Source organism: Streptomyces sp. NPDC043685, from assembly GCF_056436585.1.
This window is the reverse complement of record NZ_JBWKCH010000006.1, coordinates 237,164-255,403: the sequence shown is the minus strand read 5'-3', so window position 1 is coordinate 255,403 and position 18,240 is coordinate 237,164. Positions and strand designations below refer to the sequence as shown.

Below are 18,240 nucleotides of genomic sequence, written 5' to 3'. Positions count from 1 at the left end.
CCACAGCCGCTCACGGAGGGTGCCCGTGCCTCCCGGCAGGAGCCGAGCGGACTGCCGGCTCAGCTCGCCGCGCGGCCCCGGGGAGCGGAACGCGCCGTGGCGATAACCCACCGATAACAGCGCCTCCTACCTTCTATAACTGTAGGAATGGCCGCACCAGAAGGGGGGTGCCCCATGGAGTTTCTGGTCCTAGGGCCGGTGGAGGCTGTACGGGACGGCGAGCGGGTTGCCCTCTCGGGGTCCAAGATTCACACGGTGCTCGCCGCGATGCTGCTGGCGCAGGACCGGGTCGTGTCCGACGCGCGGCTCAGCTCACTGCTGTGGGGCTGGGATCCGCCGGCGACGGCGAGCGCGCAGATCTACACGTACATGTCCCGGCTGCGCAAGCAACTGGGCGACGAGGCCGAGATCGTACGGCGGCCTCCGGGGTACGTGCTGCGCGCTCCGGGCGCCCGGATCGACCTGGTCGAATTCCGCCGGCTGGAACGGGACGGCAGGCGGGCGCTGGCGGAGCGGCGGTTCGAGGAGGCCTCGGAGTCGCTGCGCCGGGCGCTGCGGTTGTGGCGGGGGCCGGCGCTCGCGAACGTCACCGAGCACCTGCTCGACGCCGAACTGGCGCCGCTGGAGGAGGAGCGCATGCTCGCCCTGGAGTCCCGGATCGAGGCCGATCTGGAGCTGGGGCGGCACGAGCAGGTGACGGCGGAGCTGACCGGGCTGGTGGCCTCGTTCCCGGTACGGGAGCGGCTGCGCGCCCAGTTGATGACCGCGCTGTACCGGTGCGGCCGGCAGGCGGACGCCCTGAACGTCTACTACGAGGGGCGCGGCGTCCTCGCCGAGCAGCTCGGCATCGACCCCGGCGAGGTGCTCGGTTCGACGTACCAGGCCGTGCTGGGCGGAGAGCTGGGGCTCGGGCGGACCGCCGGGGCGCGAGCCGGGCGGATCGGTCCGGTGCCCTCGATGCTGCCGGCCTCCGACGGGGAACTCGTCGGGCGGCAGGACGAACTGCGGGCTCTGCGAGGCCGGTTGGGTCATGAGGAGCCCGCGCAGCGGCGCATCCTGGTGACCGGCATGGCCGGCATCGGCAAGACCGCGCTCGTGGTACGGGCCGCCGCCGAGAACGGGGAGCACTTCCCCGACGGGCTGCTTTTCGCCGAACTGTGCGGCTCGGACGGTGCCCCGCGGGCTCCGCGCGCCGTACTCGCGCAGCTGCTGCGGGCGCTCGGGGAGGGCGACCCGAACCTGCCCGCGGGCGATCTGGACGAGTTGGTACGGCTGTACCGGACGCGGACCGCCGGCCGGCGGCTGCTGCTGGTGCTGGACAACGTCTCCGGTGACCGGCAGCTCGCTCCGCTGCTGCCGGCCGGGCCGTCCGCCGTCCTCATCACCAGCAGGCGGCGGCTGGCCCGGGTGACGGCGGGCGACACGTTCGCGCTGCCGTTGCTGGACGAGGAGGCGGGGCTGGACCTGCTGGCCGCCCGTGCGGGACGCCAGCGGCTGCTGGAGGACCCGGACCGGGCCGAGGACCTGGTGGCGTACTGCGGCGGGCTGCCGCTGGCGCTGGCCATCGCGGGCGCCCGGCTGGCGGCCCGGCCGCACTGGACGGCGGCCCGGCTGGCCGGCCGGCTCGCCGACCCCGCCGCCCGGCTGGCCGAACTGGCCTTCGGCGACCTCGACCTGAGCCGGGTCCTGGCGTCCTCGGTGGAGCAGCTCGGAGCGGTCGAGCGGTCGGTGTTCGGGGTGCTCGGCGAAGCGGACGGCGAGCCGTTCCCCGCGCGGTGGGCCGGGGACCGGCTCGGGCTGCCGGAGGACACGGCGGAGAACGCCCTGGAGTCCCTCGTCGACGCCGCGCTGCTCGAACTGTCCGGGCTCGACGACCAGGGACGGCCGTTGTACCACTGCCACGAGCTGGTACGGCTGCTCGCGGCGGCGTCCCCGTGGGAGCCGCGGGGAGCGCGCGAGCAGGAGTCCGCGCCGGTGCTCGCGCCCGCGGCCCGGCGGGGCACACCCGTCACCGGGGCGGGGTGAGCCGGGCCGTGTCGCTGTCCCTGTTCCTGTGCCTGTACGTGGCGGTACCCGTGTGCGTGTGCCTGTACGCGGTCTCCTGCGCGGCGTCGCCCTCGCGTGAGGTGTCCGGTGAGCCGGGCACCTCACCACGCCCCGCGGGCGCGGGCGCGGGTGAAGCCGGGGCCGGCCGTCAGCAGGGCGGGAGCGATGATCTCCTGGGCGATCCGCCAGGCGTCGGAGACGACGCGCTCGCGCGGGGGCCGCGGGGACTGCGTGACGGCCAGCGCGGTGACCGACCAGACCGCGGCCACGGCTGCGGCGGCGCGGACGTGGGGGGTCGGCCGGGCGGGGCGGATACCGGTGCCCGAGACCTCCATGCGCAGACCGAGTCCGGCGGCCTGTGCGTGCTGCGCGCGACGGGCCGCAGCGGCGTCGGGATGGCCGAACACAGCGGCCGACAGGGGGTGTTCGTAGGCCGCGCGCACCCAGGTGGAGAAGCGCAGCCGCTCCCGCTCCTCCCAGCCGCCGGGCGCGGACGGGCCGGGGTCGATCCGCTGGACGGCCTCGGCGAGGGTGTCGAAGTACGCGGCCAGTTCGGCGGCCGGCAGGTGACCTGCGCGGGGGCCGCGGAGTGCGGTGTCGAGGTCGGCGGGACGGGCCGGCGGTGCTACGGATTCCGTGGTCATGATGCGTGACGTCCTCTCTCGGAGTGCGGTCCGGACTGCGGCCGGAGCCCGGGGTGCCGGGGACGGGCCGCCGGGTCACGGGCCGGTGGGCGGGTGGAGGTGGACCGGGCCGCGGGCCGCGGGGCCGGCCGCACGGGCCAGGGCCACCGCCAGGTGGTCGGACAGACGCAGGTCCTGCACCGTCCACTCGGTGGGGCGGCCGACGCCGTGGTGGGTGACGCGCAGCGGGCCGTCCCGGTCGGGGTGGGTCTCCAGCTGGTCCAGTTCCGTGCCGACGAGGCCCACGCCGACGGCCTTGACGACGGCCTCCTTGCGGGTCCAGACCCGGTGGAACGCGGCGTGCCTGGCCGGGCCCGGCGCCATGGCGTCCAGATGGCGCCGCTCGGCCGCGGTCAGGACGGACCCGGCGAACAGGGTCTCGTGCACCGGGCGCAGCGCCTCCGCGTCGACGCCGATGGCGAGGCCGGCGCCCACCACGAAGACACCCCAGCCGGCCGTACGGCTCAGACTGATCGCCAGCGGGAGTTCGGGGCGCACCAGCAGCGGCGGGCCGTGGTCGTCCGCGCCGCAGCCCGGGCAGCGCCGGTGCCCCAGCCGGACGGTGGCCGGGGTGATGTCGAGCAGTTCGCCGAGCGCGCGCCGGGCTCCGGCCCGGGTGCGCACGAACTCGGCAGCGTCCCGTTCGGCGAGCATGCCGAGGGCCCGCCGGAACTCGTCCGTGCCCAGCAGCGCGAGGTCGGCGGGGTCGACCCGCTCGGGGCAGCGCCACCACCACACGTGTGCCTCGCCCCGGGCGATGATCCGGTCGGCGGGGCTCTTCGGGTCCACGTCGGCGCGGACCACGCCGGGAGCCTCGGGGACGGGGTCGCCCGGGCGGGGGTCCTCCCCGGCGGTGTGACCGCCGGCCCGGTGAGCGACGCCGCCGTCGTCGGCCTCCGTGCCGCGGTGGGCGGCTCCGTCGGCGCCGCGGGCCTCGCCGTGGCCGGCATACCGACTCGTGGCGCCAGTCCCGCGGGGGCCGGCCGCCGCGCGTGCGGTGGTGCGGTCCCGCTCGTGTGTCCTGCCAGGGGTCTCCGCCCGGCTTCGATCGCGTGGGAGTGTCATGTCCCGCGTCTCCTTTCCCCGCCCGTCCGCCGGGGCGACCGGGCTGTTCGGATGTGCTCGATGCGTACGGTCACTGTTCTCGAGCCTCCTCCTCAGGACTATTGACGGCCTATACCGACGTCCCATAGGGGCGCGATAGGACGGCCTCCCAGAATTGCCCGGGACATTGCCGACAACCACCTGAGGAATCTCTCCTATGACTCAGATTCAGATGCTGGGGCCGGCCGCCTCGAGCACGGTGACCGGGTATGAACTCAGCGAACGGGAAAGGGAGCAGCTGGTGGCCCTGACCCGCCGGCTGACCGGCCCGGCGCATCCGCTCATCGACAGCTCCGAATGGCTGGGCGCGGCCCTCGCCGCCTCCTCGTCGATGCCGCGCACGCTGCTGGCCACGCTGCGCGCGTTCCGGCACGATCCGGGTCAGGACGGGGTGCTGCTGCTGCGCAATCTGCCGGTGGTGGCGGGTGATCCGCTGCCGCCCACGCCGAGTGTGCCGAATTCCGTCGAGCGCGTTCCGACGACCGCGGCCTCCGTCATCACCTCGCTGATGCTGCAACTCGGTGAGGTGATCGCTTTCCGGAGTGAGAAGAACGGCGCCCTGGTGCAGAACGTGGTGCCGGTGCCGGGCCGGGAGGAATCACAGAGCAACGCCGGTTCCGTACTGCTGGAATTGCACGTGGAAAACGCCTTCCACGACAACCGGCCCGATTACGTGGGGCTGCTGTGCATACGGGAGGACCCGACCGGCGACGCGAAACTGTGCACCTCCTCCGTCCGGCGCGCGCTGCCGCTGCTGTCGGAGGAGGCGCGCCGGGTGCTCGCCGAGCCGCGGTTCCTGACCGAGCCGCCGCCGTCGTTCGGCAGCCTCGACAGCGTCCGGTCGGCGCACCCGGTGCTCCTGGGCGACCGGGAGGACCCCAACGTGCTCGTCGACTTCGCCGCGACCCACCCGCTGGACGACCCGGCGAAGGCGGCGATGGCGGAGCTGCGGGACGCGTTGGTCGAGACGATGACGGCGCACCGGCTGCGGGTCGGTGACTTCGCCGTCGTGGACAACCGGATCGCGGTGCACGGCCGTACCTCCTTCGTTCCGCGCTACGACGGCGCGGACCGCTGGCTGGAGCGGGTCTACGCGCACCTGGACAACCGCCGTAGCCGGGTGGACCGCAGGGGTGGTGGCCCGGTCCTGAACTAGGACAGGACGGTGAAGGCGACGCACGGCTGAAGGGCCGGCCCCGCGGGGCCGGCCCTTCAGCCGTGCGTGCTGCGGCGCGGTGCCGTCACTGGCGGGAGCCGATGACGTCCGCGGGGCGGCCGGTCAGCGACAGCCGGCCCGGCACGACCGTCGCCAGCAGGGCCAGGAGACCGGCGAAGCCGAGGACACCCAGGTACATCCACGGGTCGACGGAGGGGGCCGCGGAACCCGTCATGCCGATGCTGAACGCGGTCAGCACGGCGAAGGCGATGCCGCTGCCGAGCGCCGCGGCGATGAGCACCACGACCAGGGACTCGATGCGCAGCATGCCCATGACCTGCCGGCGGGTGGTGCCGACCAGGCGCAGCAGGGCGAACTCGCGGAAACGGTCGGAGACCGACATGGCGAGCGTGTTGACCACGGCGATCGCGGTGAACGCGATGATCAGCCCCATGGCGACGTAGTTGACCTCGGCGTTGGACTGCTGCACCTCGGCCTGGAGGTCCTCGACCTGGCCGCGGTCCAGGACGCCGACGCCCGGGAACGCGCCCACGGCCTTCTGGAGCTGCTCGCGGCCCACCGTGCCGTCGTCGGCGGTCTTGACGAGGACGGAGGAGGCGAGCGGGTTGTCGACGTGCCGCGCGACCAGATCGTGGGCCATGGTCAGGTCGCCGAAGCCGAGTCCGCGGGCGTAGACGGCGGCCACCTTCAAGGTGACCACGGTGCCGTCACCGAGGGTGATCTTGAGGGAGTCGCCGGGCTTCTTGCCGAGGTGGTCGGCGGCGACCTCGCTGAGCGCGACGCTGCGGGTGCCGAACCCGGCCAGTGTTCCCTCGCTGACGTCCGGGTCCCAGTTCTTGCGCAGGCCGTCCGTGGACAGGCCCTGCGAGGGGTACTTGTCGAGGCCGACGCGGACGGTGGTACGGACCACCTCGGTGATCGCGGTGACGCCGGGGGTGGCGCGCAGGGCGTCGGCGGCCTGTTCGGGCACGCCGGGGCCGGAGGAGGCGACGACCCAGTCGGCCCGGTTGCCGTCCTTGGCCTGGGCCGAGGCGGCGTCGCCCATCGTGGTCTGCACGAACAGCACCGTGCAGGCCATGCCGATGAGCAGGGCCAGCGGCGTGATCGCGGACGCCATCCGTTTGGTGTTGGCGCGGACGTTGGCCGTGGCGAGGTGGCCGGCGACGCGCGAGGCGCGCAGCGGCACGCCCAGGACCGCGACGGCGAGCCGGGCGATGACCGGGCCGAGCAGGGCGACCGCGACCGCCAGCACCACGACGGTCAGGAACGTCACCGGCGTGGAGGCCGGCTCGGTCTTCAGCACGCTCAGCACGGCCAGCAGCACGATTCCGCCGGCCAGGGTGAGCGCTCCGGCGAGGAAGCGGCCCCAGGCGAAGCCGGTCCGCTCCATGGCGGATTCGGCGAGCGCCTCGGCGGGCCGGATACGGGCGGTGCGGCGGGCGGAGATGCGGGCCGCGGCCCAGGCGCCCAGCAGGGCGGCGCCGATGGCGGCGGCGAACGGGAAGAAGCTGAAGGTGACCTCGAGGGTGTCGGGGATGGTGCCGAAGCCGACGAACTTGTGGTGCAGCCAGTACGCGATCGGCAGTCCGGCGGCGGCGCCGAGCACCCCGGCGAGCAGACCGACGATCAGGGCCTCGCGGCCGATCAGCTGCCGTACCTGCTTGGGGGTGGCGGCGATGGCGCGCAGCAGGGCGAGTTCGCGGTAGCGCTGCTGGATGGAGAGGGCGAAGGTGCCCACGACCACGAGGATCGCGACCAGCAGCGAGGTGCCGCCGATGGCGCCGCCCATGGAGACGAGCTTGATGCGGGCCTTCGCCGCGTCCAGGAACTCGACCGGGCCGCGGTCGCCGCCGGTGACGACCTGGGCGGTGGTGCCGTCCAGCGCCTTCGTCACCTGGTCCGCCAGTTCGGCGGTGCCGACGCCCTTGGCGGGCAGCACGCCGACCGCGGTGATCTGCCCGTCGCGGCCGGAGAGCCGCTGGGCCTCGGGGGTGGAGAAGAACAGCGAGGTCTGCTGCTTCAGGTCGCCGCCGGCGGGTGCCGCGATGCCGCTGACGGTGTAGGTGCGGGGGGCGTCGGTCGACTGCACGGTGAGCTTCGAGCCCGGCTTCAGGCCGGTGCGGCCCGCGAGTTCGCGGTCCACGACGACGTCGGCGGCGGACGCGGGCGCGCCGCCGTCGACCAGCTTGAACGGGGTGAGGGCGGCCGAGGCCCAGGCGTGCCCGTAGGAGGGCTTGCCGTCGACGCCCTCGACGACGCGGCCGTCGGGACCGACCGCGTACGCGGGGAAGGTGATCTCGGGTACGACGGCCCGGGCGCCGGGCACCTTCTCCAGCGCGGTGACGGTGGAGCCGGGCAGCCAGACGCGTTCGCCGAGCGGCTTGGCCTTGTGCTTGGTCTTGGTCTTGCCCTTCTTCTTCTTGACGGTGGTCTGGTGGACGTTCTGGTCGCCGCCGACGATCACCGGGGCGGCGGCGTACCGCTCGGTGCCGATGGTGCCGCGCAGGCCGGTCTCCAGGAGGATGCCGCACGCGGTGACCAGGGCCGCTGCGCACATCAGCGCCAGGAACGCGCCGATGAATCCGCCCTTGCGCGCCTTGAGGGTCTGGAAGGCGTAACGCAGCATCAGGCCCACGCTCCCAGGTGCGTCATCCGGTCCGCGACGCGCTCGGCGGTCGGGGCGTGCATACGGTCGGCCAGGCGGCCGTCGGCGAGGAACAGGACGGTGTCGGCGTACGAGGCGGCGACCGGGTCGTGGGTGACCATGACGACGGTCTGGCCGGTGTCGTCCACGCAGGACCGCAGCAGCGAGAGGATCTCCTTCGCCGTGACGGTGTCCAGGGCGCCGGTCGGCTCGTCGCCGAAGATGACGTCGGGGCGGGTGATCAGGGCGCGGGCGATGGCCACGCGCTGCTGCTGGCCGCCGGAGAGTTCGGCGGGGCGGTGGCCGGCCCGGCCGCCGAGGCCGACGCGGGTCAGGATCTCCTCGAGCCACCGCTTGTCCAGGCGCTCGCCGGCCAGCCGCAGGGGCAGCTCGACGTTCTGGCGCACGGACAGGGACGAGATCAGGTTGAACGCCTGGAAGACGAATCCGATGCGCTGGCGCCGCAGCTTGGTCAGCTGGGTCTCGTTCATCCCTCCGAGCTCCGTGTCGCCGATCCAGGCCCGGCCGGAGGTCGGCTTGTCGAGGCCGGCGGCGCAGTGCAGGAAGGTCGACTTGCCGGAGCCGGACGGGCCCATGACCGCGGTGAACGAGCCGCGCTCGATGCCCACGGAAACGCCGTCGAGGGCCCGGACGCCACGGCCGTTCCTGCCGTAGACCTTGCTGACCTCGTCCAGCCGCAGGGCGTGGCTCCGGGTGACGGTGCCGCTGCGCGGCTCGGTGTTGGTCCTCTCGGTCATCATGCGTGACCAGTCCTCTCCATCCATCGTCGCGTGGGGCGTGAGCACCTCCGCCGACAGCGGAAAGTGCATCGGATCGAACCTGGCCGCCCGATCTATATCGGCCCTATGGGAAGGGCCCGTACGGGTGGATCAGGGCATGGGTTTCGGTCGATGACGCGCAGGATCGTCCGAAAGCAGGCAGGTGCGGGGGCTCGGACGCCCCTGGCTCGGCGCGTCCGGATCGACTGCGGCGCCCACCGGTGGCGGCCTTCGGCCGGACCGGCGGGCGCCGTGGTGGGGGTCGGCCGCGTTCGGTGTCAGGTGCGGCGTCCGATCCGGCGCAGGATCAGCGTGGCCGCCACCGCCGCGGCGCTCGTCATATAGGCGGCGACGACCCAGGGGGCCGGTGTGCGGCCCGCTGTGAGGCCGTGGGCCATGGCGGCGGCCCAGGCGGCGTAGGAGGCTCCGTGGAGGAAGCGGAACGGGCGGATCCAGCGGCGACGCGCGAAGACGCCGCGCCAGACGCCGGTGGCGAGGGCGAGCAGGAAGAGGTGGCAGGCGAGGGTGCCCAGGCCGACCAGGGCGTCGCCGCTGCCCCAGCCGAGCGCGGCGGCAGCGGCGTCCACCCGGCCGCCCGCCACCTTCACGCCGATGTGGGTCAGCAGCGCGCCGACGCCCACCACGCCGACCGCGCGGTGCAGGCGCTGCGCGTGGGAGCGGACCGGCGGCGGCAGCAGTCCGCGCAGGGCGGTGGCCAGGCCGAGCATGACGGCGGCGGACAGGGCGACCAGGGCGACGACGCCGGCCATCCGGTCCAGGAAGTCGCGCAGGGCGCCCGCGGCGAGCACGCCGGTCAGCAGGGCGGCACCGGCCGCGGCCAGTCCGCCGCCGATCAGAGCGGCGCCGGGGGACGGGGTGTGCGGGGGGCCCTTGCGGGTGGGCGGCGGTTCGGGGGGCGGGGTCAGGACCGGGCTGGCGGTGCCGATGGTGTGGGTCATCGTTCCTCCCTCGCGGGGATGCCGACCGGGACGGTTCCCGGCCTCCGCCGGGGAGGGCCGGGGGCCGGGAACCGTGGTGCCCCGGGAGCCGGGGGACGCTCCCCGGGGCGGACCGTACCGACGGGGCCGGTACGGGGGTCAGGCGGGCGGATGGACGTGGACGGGGCCCAGCGGGCCGGCGGACGGGCGGGCCAGGGACGCCGACCAGGGGCCCGGCAGGTGCAGGTCCTCGACGTGCCAGGTCGTGGTGCGCTCGCGGTGCACGTGGCGCACGGTCAGCGGGCCGTCCGCGGAGGGGTCGACCTCCAGGGTGTTCAGCGGCATGCCCATCAGGCCCAGGCCGACCGCCTTGACGACCGCCTCCTTCCGGGTCCAGGCCCGGTGGAAGGTTCTGGTGCGCTCCGGGCCCTCCGCGAAGGACAGGAGCTGTTCGCGTTCGTCCGGCGTCAGGACGAGCTCCGCCAGTGCCGCGGACTCCACCGCGCGGTACGCCTCCACGTCGACGCCCACCCAGTCGCCCGCCCGGACCGCCAGCACACCGCAGCCGGTGGTGCGGGACAGGCTGACCGCGAGCGGGACGGGCGGCCGGACGACCGCGGGCGGACCGTGTTCGGCGTCACCGCAGCCGGGGCAGATGCGCCGGCCGAAGCGGACGGACTGCGGAGCCACGCCCAGCAGTTGTGCCACGGCCCGGCGTGCGCCGGCCCGGGTGGTCGTGAAGGCCGCCGCGTCCCGCGCCGCGTGGAAGCGGCGGGCACGGGCCCGTTCCGCCTCGTCCAGCAGCGCGAAGTCGACGGGGTCCACGGCCTCGTTCAGCGGCCACCACCACACGTGTGCCGCGCCGTTCTCCCCCAGCCGGGCCACCACCGTGCGTGCCGTCTCCGGCACGTACACGTCGCTGATGTCCGCCGCGTGATCGATGTGCGCTGCGGCCGGGGCCGATAGTGATGCCATCTCTCCTCCTCTCTTCTCGTCACGGCCGGTCTCAGGCCAGTCCGTTGAGGCGCAGGAGGAGTTCCTTCACCTCGGTGGCGTGGTAGCGGTCCCGTTCCTGGACCGGGTCGGAGCACAGCAGCAGCGGCCCCTCCCGGTCGTCGGAGGGCAGCCGTCCGTGGCTGCCCCTGACCAGGCCGGGATCGAGCGGCACCACGGTCAGCGGTGCGCGCATCCCGGCCTTCTTCCGCAGCACGGTCAGTGCCGCCTTCGCCTTCACCGCCGGGATCGACGGGTCGAAGAAGAGCTCGGCGGGGTCGTAGCCCGGCTTGCGGTGGATGTCGACGCCGCGCGCGAAGTCGGGTGCGCGGGCGTCGTCGAGCCAGTAGTAGTAGGTGAACCAGGCGTCCGGTTCCGAGACCGCCACCAGCTCACCGGAGTTGGGGTGGTCGATGCCGTGGTCGGCCTGCTGGGCGCGGTCCCAGATCTCGTCGACACCGTCCAGCGCCTTCAGCACGTCCCGCACCCTCGGGACGTCGGTGGGGTCGGCCACGTAGACGTGCGCGGCCTGGTGGTCGGCGACGGCGAACGCCCGCGAGGTGTGCGGGTCGAGGTACTCCATGCCCCGCTGGGTGGACACCGAGAGCAGTCCCTCGCGGCGCAGGGCGCGGTTGATGTCGACGGGCCGGCTCACCGCGCTGATGCCGTACTCGCTCAGCGCTACCACCGTCGTGCCGCGCTCCCGCAGGTCGGCGAGGAGCGGGGCGAGGGCGGCGTCGGTCTCCCGGGCGGCGCGGACGGCCTGCGGGCTGTCCGGGCCGTAGCGCTGGAGGTCGTAGTCGAGGTGCGGGACGTAGACGAAGGTGAGGTCGGGGCGGCGGCGGTCGACGACGTACCGGGCGGCGCCGGCGATCCAGCGGGTGGAAGCGATCGACGCGGTCGGGCCCCAGTACTGGAAGAGCGGGAAGTCGCCCTGCGCGACGGTGAGTTCGTCGCGCAGAGACGCGGGGACGGTGTAGCAGTCCGGGGACTTGCGGCCGTCGTGGTGGTAGACGGGGCGGGGGGTGAGGACGGTGTCGACGTCGGCGCCCATCGCCCACCACCAGCACAGGTAGGCGGTGGAGTGCTCCGGGTCGCGGCGGCGGGCCGCCTGCCACACCTTCTCGCCGTGCACCAGCCCGTTGTGCTGGCGCCACATCATGACCTCGCCCTGGTCGCGGTGGTACCAGCCGTTGGCCACCGCCCCGTGCTCGCGTGGCAGCGACCCCGTGGTCAGGGTGGCCTGCACGGTCGCGGTGACGGCCGGGAAAACCGTGTCCAGGCGGGCGGTGAAGCCCTGTTCGCCGATCGCGCGCACATGGGGCATCTCGTCGAGCAGCCGCCGGGTCAGGCCGACCGTGCACAGGACGGCGACCCGCCGGCCCGCCCTCTCGCCGGTCACGACGTCACCTGCGTGAGACCCAGGGCCGTCAACTCGTCGCGCATCCAGGTCATCTCCGCGGCCAGGCCGGTCACGAGGTCGTCGTCGTGGTGGCCGGGCAGCACGGACCAGGTGTAGGTCTCCACCTCGACGTGGTCGGTGACCGCCCGCTCCCCCGCGAACAGCGTCCGCAGGGTCGCGCGCAGCACCTCGCGGGTGCCGGCCAGCGGCGGCGGTGGCTCCTGGTGCAGGGGCACGTGGTAGTGGATGCGCCAGGGCGCCCGGCCCGGCAGCGCGCCGGCGAGCGCGCCCCCGAGGTCGTCGCAGGCCAGCAGCGCCCCGCCGGGGCCCGCCTCCCTGGTCTGGTGCAGGAACCGCCGCTCCGCGAAGGGTGCGAGCACCTCGCGCACGGAGTCCTGGGCGGGGTCGGGGACCTCCAGCGCGGTGGACGCCTGGAGTTTGACCACCGGGACGCCCGCCTCGCGCAGCCGGGCCAGCGCGGCGGCCGGTTCCTCGTGGGCGACGGCGAGGTGGCAGGCGTCGAGGCAGACGCCGATCCACTGCGGGTCGGTACCGGCCAGCACGTCGACGGCCTGCTCGGTGGTCTCCGCCACGCAGCCGGGCTCGGGTTCGATGCCGACCCGTATGGTCTTGCCGGTGTCGGCGGCGACCTGCTTGAGCCCCTCCGCGAGCGCGTCCAGTTGCCGGGCCGCTGTGGTGCGCTGTGCCGAGGTCCACACGGTGCGCCAGGCCAGCGGCAGGGTGGAGATCGAGCCGCGTGAGGTGCCCTCGGGCAGCAGTCCGGCGAGCACCCGGGCCAGGTTCAGCGTGTACTCCAGACGGGCCGGTTCCGACCAGTCCGGGTAGTACACGGCCCGTTTGACGACGGGAGCGTGGAAGCCCCGGTAGGGAAAGCCGTTGAGGGTGACCGTCTCCAGGCCGCGGGTGCTCAGCTCGCGGCGCAGCCGGGCCACGCCGGCCGGGTCGGCGGCCAGCGCGCCGGCCGTCTCGGCGGGCAGCCACAGGCCGAGGCCGATCAGCCGGGCGCCGGCGGCGACGCGCACCGGTTCGGCGTACGCGGCGAGCTGGCCGACGATGCCGTCGAGGGTCTCGGCGGGGTGCACGTTGGTGCAGTACGCCAGGTGGACGGTGCTGCCGTCAGGGTGTCGAAAGCGCATGAGGGGGCCTCAGCTCCCGCCGCGGGCGATGGAGTTGCCCGCGAACAGGCCGGCGGCCTGGGTCTCGTTGTAGCCGTCGAGGTCGAGGCGGCCCGACTGCCCGTAGAAGCCGACGGGGTTGCGCCACAGGACCCGGTCCACGTCGTCCTCGTCGAAGCCGGCGGCGAGCATCGCCTCGGCGGTGGCGCGGGTCAGCAGCGGGTCGCTGTGGCCCCAGTCGGCGGCCGAGTTGACGAGCACGCGCTCGGTGCCGAACCGTTTCAGGACGGCGACCATGCGCTCGGCGGTCATCTTGGTGTCGGGGTAGATGGAGAAACCCATCCAGCAGCCGCTGTCGGCGACCTCGCCGACGGTGATCTCGTTGAGGTGGTCCAGGACGACCATGGCCGGGTCGATGCCGGAGGCGCGGATCACGTCCAGGGAACGCCCGGTACCGCCCGCCTTGTCGCGGTGCGGGGTGTGCACCAGGGCGGGCAGGCCGTGCTCCGCGGCGAGTTCCAGCTGCCGGGCGAAGGCGAATTCCTCGGCGTCGGTGACGGTGTCGTAGCCGATCTCGCCGACCGCGACCACACCGTCCTTGGCCAGGTAGCGCGGCAGCAGGTCCAGGACCGGCAGGCAGCGCGGGTCGTTGGCCTCCTTGGGGTTCAGGCCGATCGTGCAGTAGTGGCGGATGCCGAACTGGGCGGCCCGGTAGGGCTCCCAGCCCAGCAGCGAGTCGAAGTAGTCGGTGAAGCTCGCCGGGTGGGTGCGGGGCTGGCCGAGCCAGAACGCGGGCTCCACCAGGGCCCGGACGCCCGCGGCGTGCATCGCCTTGTAGTCGTCCGTCGTACGGGACGTCATGTGGATGTGGGGATCGAAGATGCGCATGGCCGTGGCTTCCGCTCGGGGTGGGTGGGGTCAGGCGTCGTACGGGGCGCGGTCCGCGGTGACGTCCGCGGCTTCCTGCGTGGCGACGAGCCACAGGTCGGCCGGTACGGTCCGGCCCGCGGCCCGCCGTTCCTCGGCGAACCCCTGTGCCATGCGGGCGAGTTCGGCGTCACGGCGTTCGTGCAGCCCGGCGACCCTGTGCAGCGGGATACCGGTGAACAGGCACTTCAGTACCGCCTGGCGCCAGCGGTACTGGTCCAGGTGGGCGCGCGCGTACGGGCCGAGCGCGGCCGAGATCAGCCGGGTGTCGTTGGTGCGCAGTGCGTCGTCGGTGAGCGTCAGGCCGGCGGCGCCGATGCGCAGGAAGGGCAGGGCGTGCAGGACGCCCCGGCGCTCGGCGGCGTCGCCGCCGTGGTAGCGGGCCGCGGCCTCCGCGGCCGGGTCGCCGCCCTGCGCCGGGAGCCGCAGCAGCAGGACGGTACGGATGCCGTCCTCCACGCTCCATCCGGCCCAGCCGGGCAGCGGGCCGCGGCCGTAGTACCGGCCGGCGGCGGGGAAGCGGGTGTCCAGGGCGGCGGCGCCCTGTTCGGCGACGGCGGCGGTGTCCCGGGCGAAACGGTTCCGCTGGTCCGGGGAGAGGACGGAGAGGAGGGACTCCCTCAGCGTGCGCACGGTCAGGGCGTCGTGGACGGCCCCGGGCGCCTGCGTCAGTGTGGGTGCGGTCATGTCGGTGTGACCTCCTTCGAGAGGTGTGCGGGCGCACGCGGGGTGCGGGGCGCGGGTACGGCGGTACGGGCCGCCGCGGCGCGCAGGAACTCGATGCTGTGGCGGGCCGTCGCGGTCGCGGCGTGGCTGTGCCGGGGCAGCTCCACGGAGACCAGGCCGCGGTAGCGGGCCGCGCGCAGCGCGTCGAGGACCGGCGGGAAGTCGATCTCCCCCGCGCCGAACGGCAGGTGCTCGTGCACGCCCCGCCGCATGTCCTCGATCTGCACGTGGGCCAGCGACTCGGCGGCCAGCTCGACGCACCTAGGCTCCGGGTACGGTTCCAGGCACCGGCAGTGTCCGATGTCCAGGGTCAGCCCGAGCCGGTCCGGTGCGCCCAGCGCCCGCCACAGCCTGCGGTACCCCGCCAGGTCGGCGACGAGCATGCCCGGCTCCGGCTCGAACGCGAGCCGGACCCCGGCCCGCTCGGCGTCGGTGAGGGCCGTCGCGCAGCCCTCCTCCAGCCGCCGCCACGCCTCCTCGCGGGTGGTGCCGGGGTCGGGTGTGCCGCTCCAGAAGTGCACGGCCTCGGCGCCCAGTTCGGCCCCGATGACGATCGCGCGCCGCAGCAGCTCCTGCCGGGCGGCCCGTCCTTCGGGCTCGGCGCTCAGCAGCGTCGGCCGGTGCTTGCGCATCGGGTCGAGCAGATAGCGCGCCCCGGTCTCCACGACCACGGCCAGCCCGGCCCGCCCGATCGCCCGCCCCGCGTCCCGGACACGGGCCGCCAGGCCGGGCGCGTACGGATCGAGGTGCTGGTGGTCGAGGGTGAGCGAGACCCCGTCGTACCCGAGGTCGGCGAGGACCTCGAGGGCGTCGGTGAGCCGGTGGTCGGCGAAGCCGTTGGTGCCGTAGGCGAAGCGGAGGCGCTCCGTCGGCGCGGGGTGTGCCTCCTCCTGGGGGACGGTTTCGGTCGCTGCCGGGCCGGTGCCGGGTGCCACGCCCGGGTGGGTTTCGGTCGCTGCCGGGCTGCCCCCGGTGACAGCCGGGTGCGTGCCGGGGCGGGGGCCCTGGTGGGCTGTCATGTCGGGGACACCTTCCTGGCGAGGCGGGCTGTCTGCGGGAGGACCGCGGCGAGCAGGGCGGCGAGCCCGGGAGAGCCGGTGCGGGAGACGAGGGCGGCCTGGAGGGGCAGCAGCGCGTGGATGCCGGCGCCGACCGCGGCCCGGGTCCGCGCGGCGTCCGGGTCACGCAGGGCCGCCCACTGGGCGCGGGCGCAGGTGACCGCGTAGACGGCGGAGGTCAGGACGGTCACGGCGAGGGACCGGCCGGGCAGCCGCGGCACGTCGCCGCCGACACCGGGGGCCGACCGCGCGGTGAAACCGGCGAGGTGACGCCCCACGGCGGACAGGGGGGCCGGTGGGCCGTCCGGCGCGATGCCGGGGCCCGACCGGGTGGCGAAGTCGGCGAGGTGACGCCCCACGGCGGACAGGGCGACCGGTGAGCCGTCCGGCGCGACGCCGGGGGCCGACCGCGCGGTGAAGTCGGCGAGGTGACGCGGCACGGCGGACGCGGTGGCCGGTGGGCCGTCCGGCGCCTGCCTCGTCGCGGCGGACGCCGGGTCAGGGCGCCCCCGCCCGGAGGCATATGAGGTGCCGGCCGTCGCCGCCAGGGTCACCGCCGCCGTCACCGCCAGGGACAGCAGGGGCTCGCGGCCCGCCGTGCCGTTCACCTCGTGGCGGCTGAGTCGGGTCAGCGCCCAGGTGTGGGCGCCGACCGTGGCCGCGGCGTGCAGCGCGGGACCGGCCGGTGAGGGGCCGGTGCCGTGCAGCACGTCGAGGGCACGGGCCGCCGCCATCGCGACGGGTCCCAGCGGGGTGTGCTTCAGGCCCAGGTCGTACGCCCACACGGTCGCCGCGAGCGGCAGGGTCCGCCGCAGCAGGACGCGGCGGCCGCCGGCGAGCGCGCCCAGGGCGAGGCCGGTGGCGGTGAGCCCGCCGGCGATGCCCAGGGCAGCCCCCGCGCTGATCCGCCCGGACGGCACCGGGCGTTCGGGGCGTTCGCGGGCGTCCTCCTCGCGGTCGGCCCAGTCGTTGAGAGCCATGCCGGCCCAGTACAGGCTGACGGAGGAGGCGGCGAGGAGCAGGGTCCGCCCGCCCGCCGGGCGGCCGGCGCCGAGCGCACCGGCCAGTACGTCGCCGGGGACGGTGAGCGCGGCGGGCGCCCGTACCAGCTCGGCGACCGCGGTGGCGTGCTGCCGGACCGCGACGGAACGGGGCCGGTACCCGGTGTCGTACCGGGGGCGGGGGGAAACGGAGGGGGTGGTGTCGGTCCCCCGCGCCGTCCGGAACGCCGTCGACGCCGCCCGGGCGGCCGCGCGGCACGCCGTGAGCGTGTCACGGGCGCCGCGGGTCAGTTCACGCAGGGTACGGCGGCGGGGGCCCGGCCGCGGGGGTGCCGAGGCGCCGGAGCCACCGGCGGCGGGCGGCGCTGCGGTCGCGGTGGTCATCGCGCCACCTCGGACCGGCGCGCGGGCTCGGCGGAGGTGGCCGCCCACGCGGTCAGGGCTCCGTACTGCAGGGTCAGGTTGTGCTCCGCGGAGGCCGCCGGGTCCTTGAAGAAGAAGCCGAGCGCGGGCAGCGCCCCGCTCTCCCCGCGGCGGCGGGCCAGCGCGGCGAGCCGGACCAGGTCGAGGACGAGCGGCGCCGCGAGCGCCGAGTCGCAGCCCTGCCAGGTGAACTGGAGGGTCATGCGCACGCCGAGGAACCCCTCGAAGGTGATGTGGTCCCAGGCGGTCTTCCACTCCCCCAGCTCCGGCACGTTGTCGATGTGCACGACGCCTTCGACGGCGTGTCCGACGGTCTCCTCCAGGGCGCGCTGCTTGGACTCGGTCTTGCTGCGCGCGGCGGCCGGGTCGGCGAGGGTGGCGCCGTCGCCGCCGCCGAGCAGGTTGGTGCCGGACCAGGAGCGCAGCCGCAGCGCGCGCTGCGTGAACATCGGCGCCAGGGCGCTCTTGACCAGCGTCTCACCGGTCTTGCCGTCACGGCCCGCGTGCGGTACGCCGCGCAGCCGGGCGAGTTCCTCCAGGGCGGGCAGCCCGGCACCGGCGGAGGGGGTGAAGTTCACGTAGGCGCAGCCGGCGTGGAAGGCGGCGTAGGCGTACAGCGCGCTCGGCGGCAGCAGGTCCGTGCTCGCGGCGAGGGCCTTGTCGAGGTCGGCGAGGTCGAGGAAGGCGGGGTGGGGCTCGGGCAGCGGTTCGGTGGAGGAGACGTTGACGACGACGACCTGCTCCAGGCCGCGCCGTGTGCGGAAGTCGTCGATGTCGGCCGCGAGGCGGCGCGCGGTGGTGTACTGGGGCTCGTCGGGCAGCGGCGAGCCGTCGCGGATCGCGGCGTCGGCGGCCTCCAGGGCCGGGCGCACCGCGGCCACGAGGGGCGCGGGCAGGACGCCCGCGTGGGCCAGTTCGCCCGCCCTCACCGTCAGCGGCACGTCGACGACGTCGTGGCCGCCGAAGACGAGGTCGGCGAGGTCCGGCAGGCCGGCGCCGGCGAAGTCGGGGGACTCGGTGACGCATCCGGTGGCGGAGGCGAGGCCCGCTGCGATGGCGGCCACGCCGGCGACGGCGGTGGTCGCGACCGAGCCTCGGGCGCCGACCAGCCAGACGCCGATGCGGGGAGAGGATCCGAGGGAGCGGGCAGTGTCCTGCATGGTGAGCGTGCCTCCTGCGCTGGGACGGGCCTGAGCTGGGTCG

At 74.8% G+C, this 18,240-nt stretch carries 15 protein-coding genes; 2 read left to right on the top strand and 13 right to left on the bottom strand.

What is annotated here, in order from left to right; translation table 11 throughout:
- The first annotated feature begins 174 nt into the window (after nucleotides 1–174).
- Nucleotides 175–2,025 carry an AfsR/SARP family transcriptional regulator gene (locus AC0665_RS21210; RefSeq protein ID WP_478705569.1) on the top strand — a complete coding sequence of 617 codons (1,851 nt, stop codon included), beginning with the start codon at nucleotides 175–177 and terminating at the stop codon, nucleotides 2,023–2,025.
- A 122-nt stretch (nucleotides 2,026–2,147) separates the two neighbouring features.
- Here the strand turns inward: AC0665_RS21210 and AC0665_RS21205 are convergent, their stop codons facing one another.
- The gene (locus tag AC0665_RS21205) at nucleotides 2,148–2,690 is read right to left on the bottom strand and encodes a hypothetical protein (RefSeq protein WP_478705568.1); all 543 of its coding nucleotides are present in this window, start codon (nucleotides 2,688–2,690) and stop codon (nucleotides 2,148–2,150) included.
- A 75-nt stretch (nucleotides 2,691–2,765) separates the two neighbouring features.
- Entirely contained in the window at nucleotides 2,766–3,794 is a 1,029-nt protein-coding gene (locus tag AC0665_RS21200; RefSeq protein ID WP_478604291.1) for a 4'-phosphopantetheinyl transferase family protein, read from the bottom strand.
- 196 nt (nucleotides 3,795–3,990) lie between these two features.
- Between AC0665_RS21200 and AC0665_RS21195 the strand changes: the two genes are divergently transcribed.
- Nucleotides 3,991–4,989 (top strand): TauD/TfdA family dioxygenase, encoded by a 999-nt coding sequence (locus AC0665_RS21195; protein ID WP_363121941.1) that lies wholly within the window; start codon nucleotides 3,991–3,993, stop codon nucleotides 4,987–4,989.
- Nucleotides 4,990–5,074: 85 nt separating this feature from the next.
- Here AC0665_RS21195 and AC0665_RS21190 read toward each other — a convergent pair whose 3' ends face one another.
- The 11 genes from AC0665_RS21190 to AC0665_RS21140 all read right to left on the bottom strand — a co-directional run bounded on the left by AC0665_RS21190 (nucleotide 5,075) and on the right by AC0665_RS21140 (nucleotide 18,197).
- The gene (locus AC0665_RS21190) at nucleotides 5,075–7,636 is read right to left on the bottom strand and encodes an FtsX-like permease family protein (protein WP_478705567.1); all 2,562 of its coding nucleotides are present in this window, start codon (nucleotides 7,634–7,636) and stop codon (nucleotides 5,075–5,077) included.
- Nucleotides 7,636–8,415, bottom strand: coding sequence for an ABC transporter ATP-binding protein (locus tag AC0665_RS21185; RefSeq protein WP_468402681.1), 780 nt, complete (start codon nucleotides 8,413–8,415; stop codon nucleotides 7,636–7,638). Before AC0665_RS21185 ends, AC0665_RS21190 begins: the two co-directional genes overlap by 1 nt.
- Nucleotides 8,416–8,711: 296 nt before the next feature.
- Nucleotides 8,712–9,392: a hypothetical protein gene (locus AC0665_RS21180; RefSeq protein WP_468402679.1), complete on the bottom strand. Its 681-nt coding sequence runs from the start codon at nucleotides 9,390–9,392 to the stop codon at nucleotides 8,712–8,714.
- Nucleotides 9,393–9,530: 138 nt separating this feature from the next.
- Nucleotides 9,531–10,346 carry a 4'-phosphopantetheinyl transferase family protein gene (locus tag AC0665_RS21175; RefSeq protein ID WP_478510818.1) on the bottom strand — a complete coding sequence of 272 codons (816 nt, stop codon included), beginning with the start codon at nucleotides 10,344–10,346 and terminating at the stop codon, nucleotides 9,531–9,533.
- 31 nt (nucleotides 10,347–10,377) lie between these two features.
- Nucleotides 10,378–11,766, bottom strand: coding sequence for an alkaline phosphatase family protein (locus tag AC0665_RS21170; protein ID WP_478705566.1), 1,389 nt, complete (start codon nucleotides 11,764–11,766; stop codon nucleotides 10,378–10,380).
- Nucleotides 11,763–12,923, bottom strand: a complete 1,161-nt coding sequence (eboE, locus tag AC0665_RS21165) for a metabolite traffic protein EboE (RefSeq protein WP_478705565.1) — start codon at nucleotides 12,921–12,923, stop codon at nucleotides 11,763–11,765. The genes AC0665_RS21170 and eboE overlap by 4 nt, the downstream gene beginning before the upstream one ends.
- A gap of 9 nt (nucleotides 12,924–12,932) precedes the next feature.
- Nucleotides 12,933–13,790 (bottom strand): TatD family hydrolase, encoded by an 858-nt coding sequence (locus tag AC0665_RS21160; protein WP_468402671.1) that lies wholly within the window; start codon nucleotides 13,788–13,790, stop codon nucleotides 12,933–12,935.
- Between the two features lie 30 nt (nucleotides 13,791–13,820).
- Nucleotides 13,821–14,516, bottom strand: coding sequence for an EboA domain-containing protein (locus tag AC0665_RS21155; RefSeq protein ID WP_468402669.1), 696 nt, complete (start codon nucleotides 14,514–14,516; stop codon nucleotides 13,821–13,823).
- A complete protein-coding gene (locus tag AC0665_RS21150; protein WP_478705564.1) occupies nucleotides 14,513–15,574 on the bottom strand; it encodes a sugar phosphate isomerase/epimerase family protein in 1,062 nt (353 codons plus the stop codon). The genes AC0665_RS21155 and AC0665_RS21150 overlap by 4 nt, the downstream gene beginning before the upstream one ends.
- Entirely contained in the window at nucleotides 15,571–16,998 is a 1,428-nt protein-coding gene (locus AC0665_RS21145) for an SCO3242 family prenyltransferase (protein WP_478705563.1), read from the bottom strand. Before AC0665_RS21145 ends, AC0665_RS21150 begins: the two co-directional genes overlap by 4 nt.
- Nucleotides 16,995–18,197 (bottom strand): inositol-3-phosphate synthase, encoded by a 1,203-nt coding sequence (locus tag AC0665_RS21140; protein ID WP_478705562.1) that lies wholly within the window; start codon nucleotides 18,195–18,197, stop codon nucleotides 16,995–16,997. Before AC0665_RS21140 ends, AC0665_RS21145 begins: the two co-directional genes overlap by 4 nt.
- Nucleotides 18,198–18,240 lie beyond the last annotated feature (43 nt).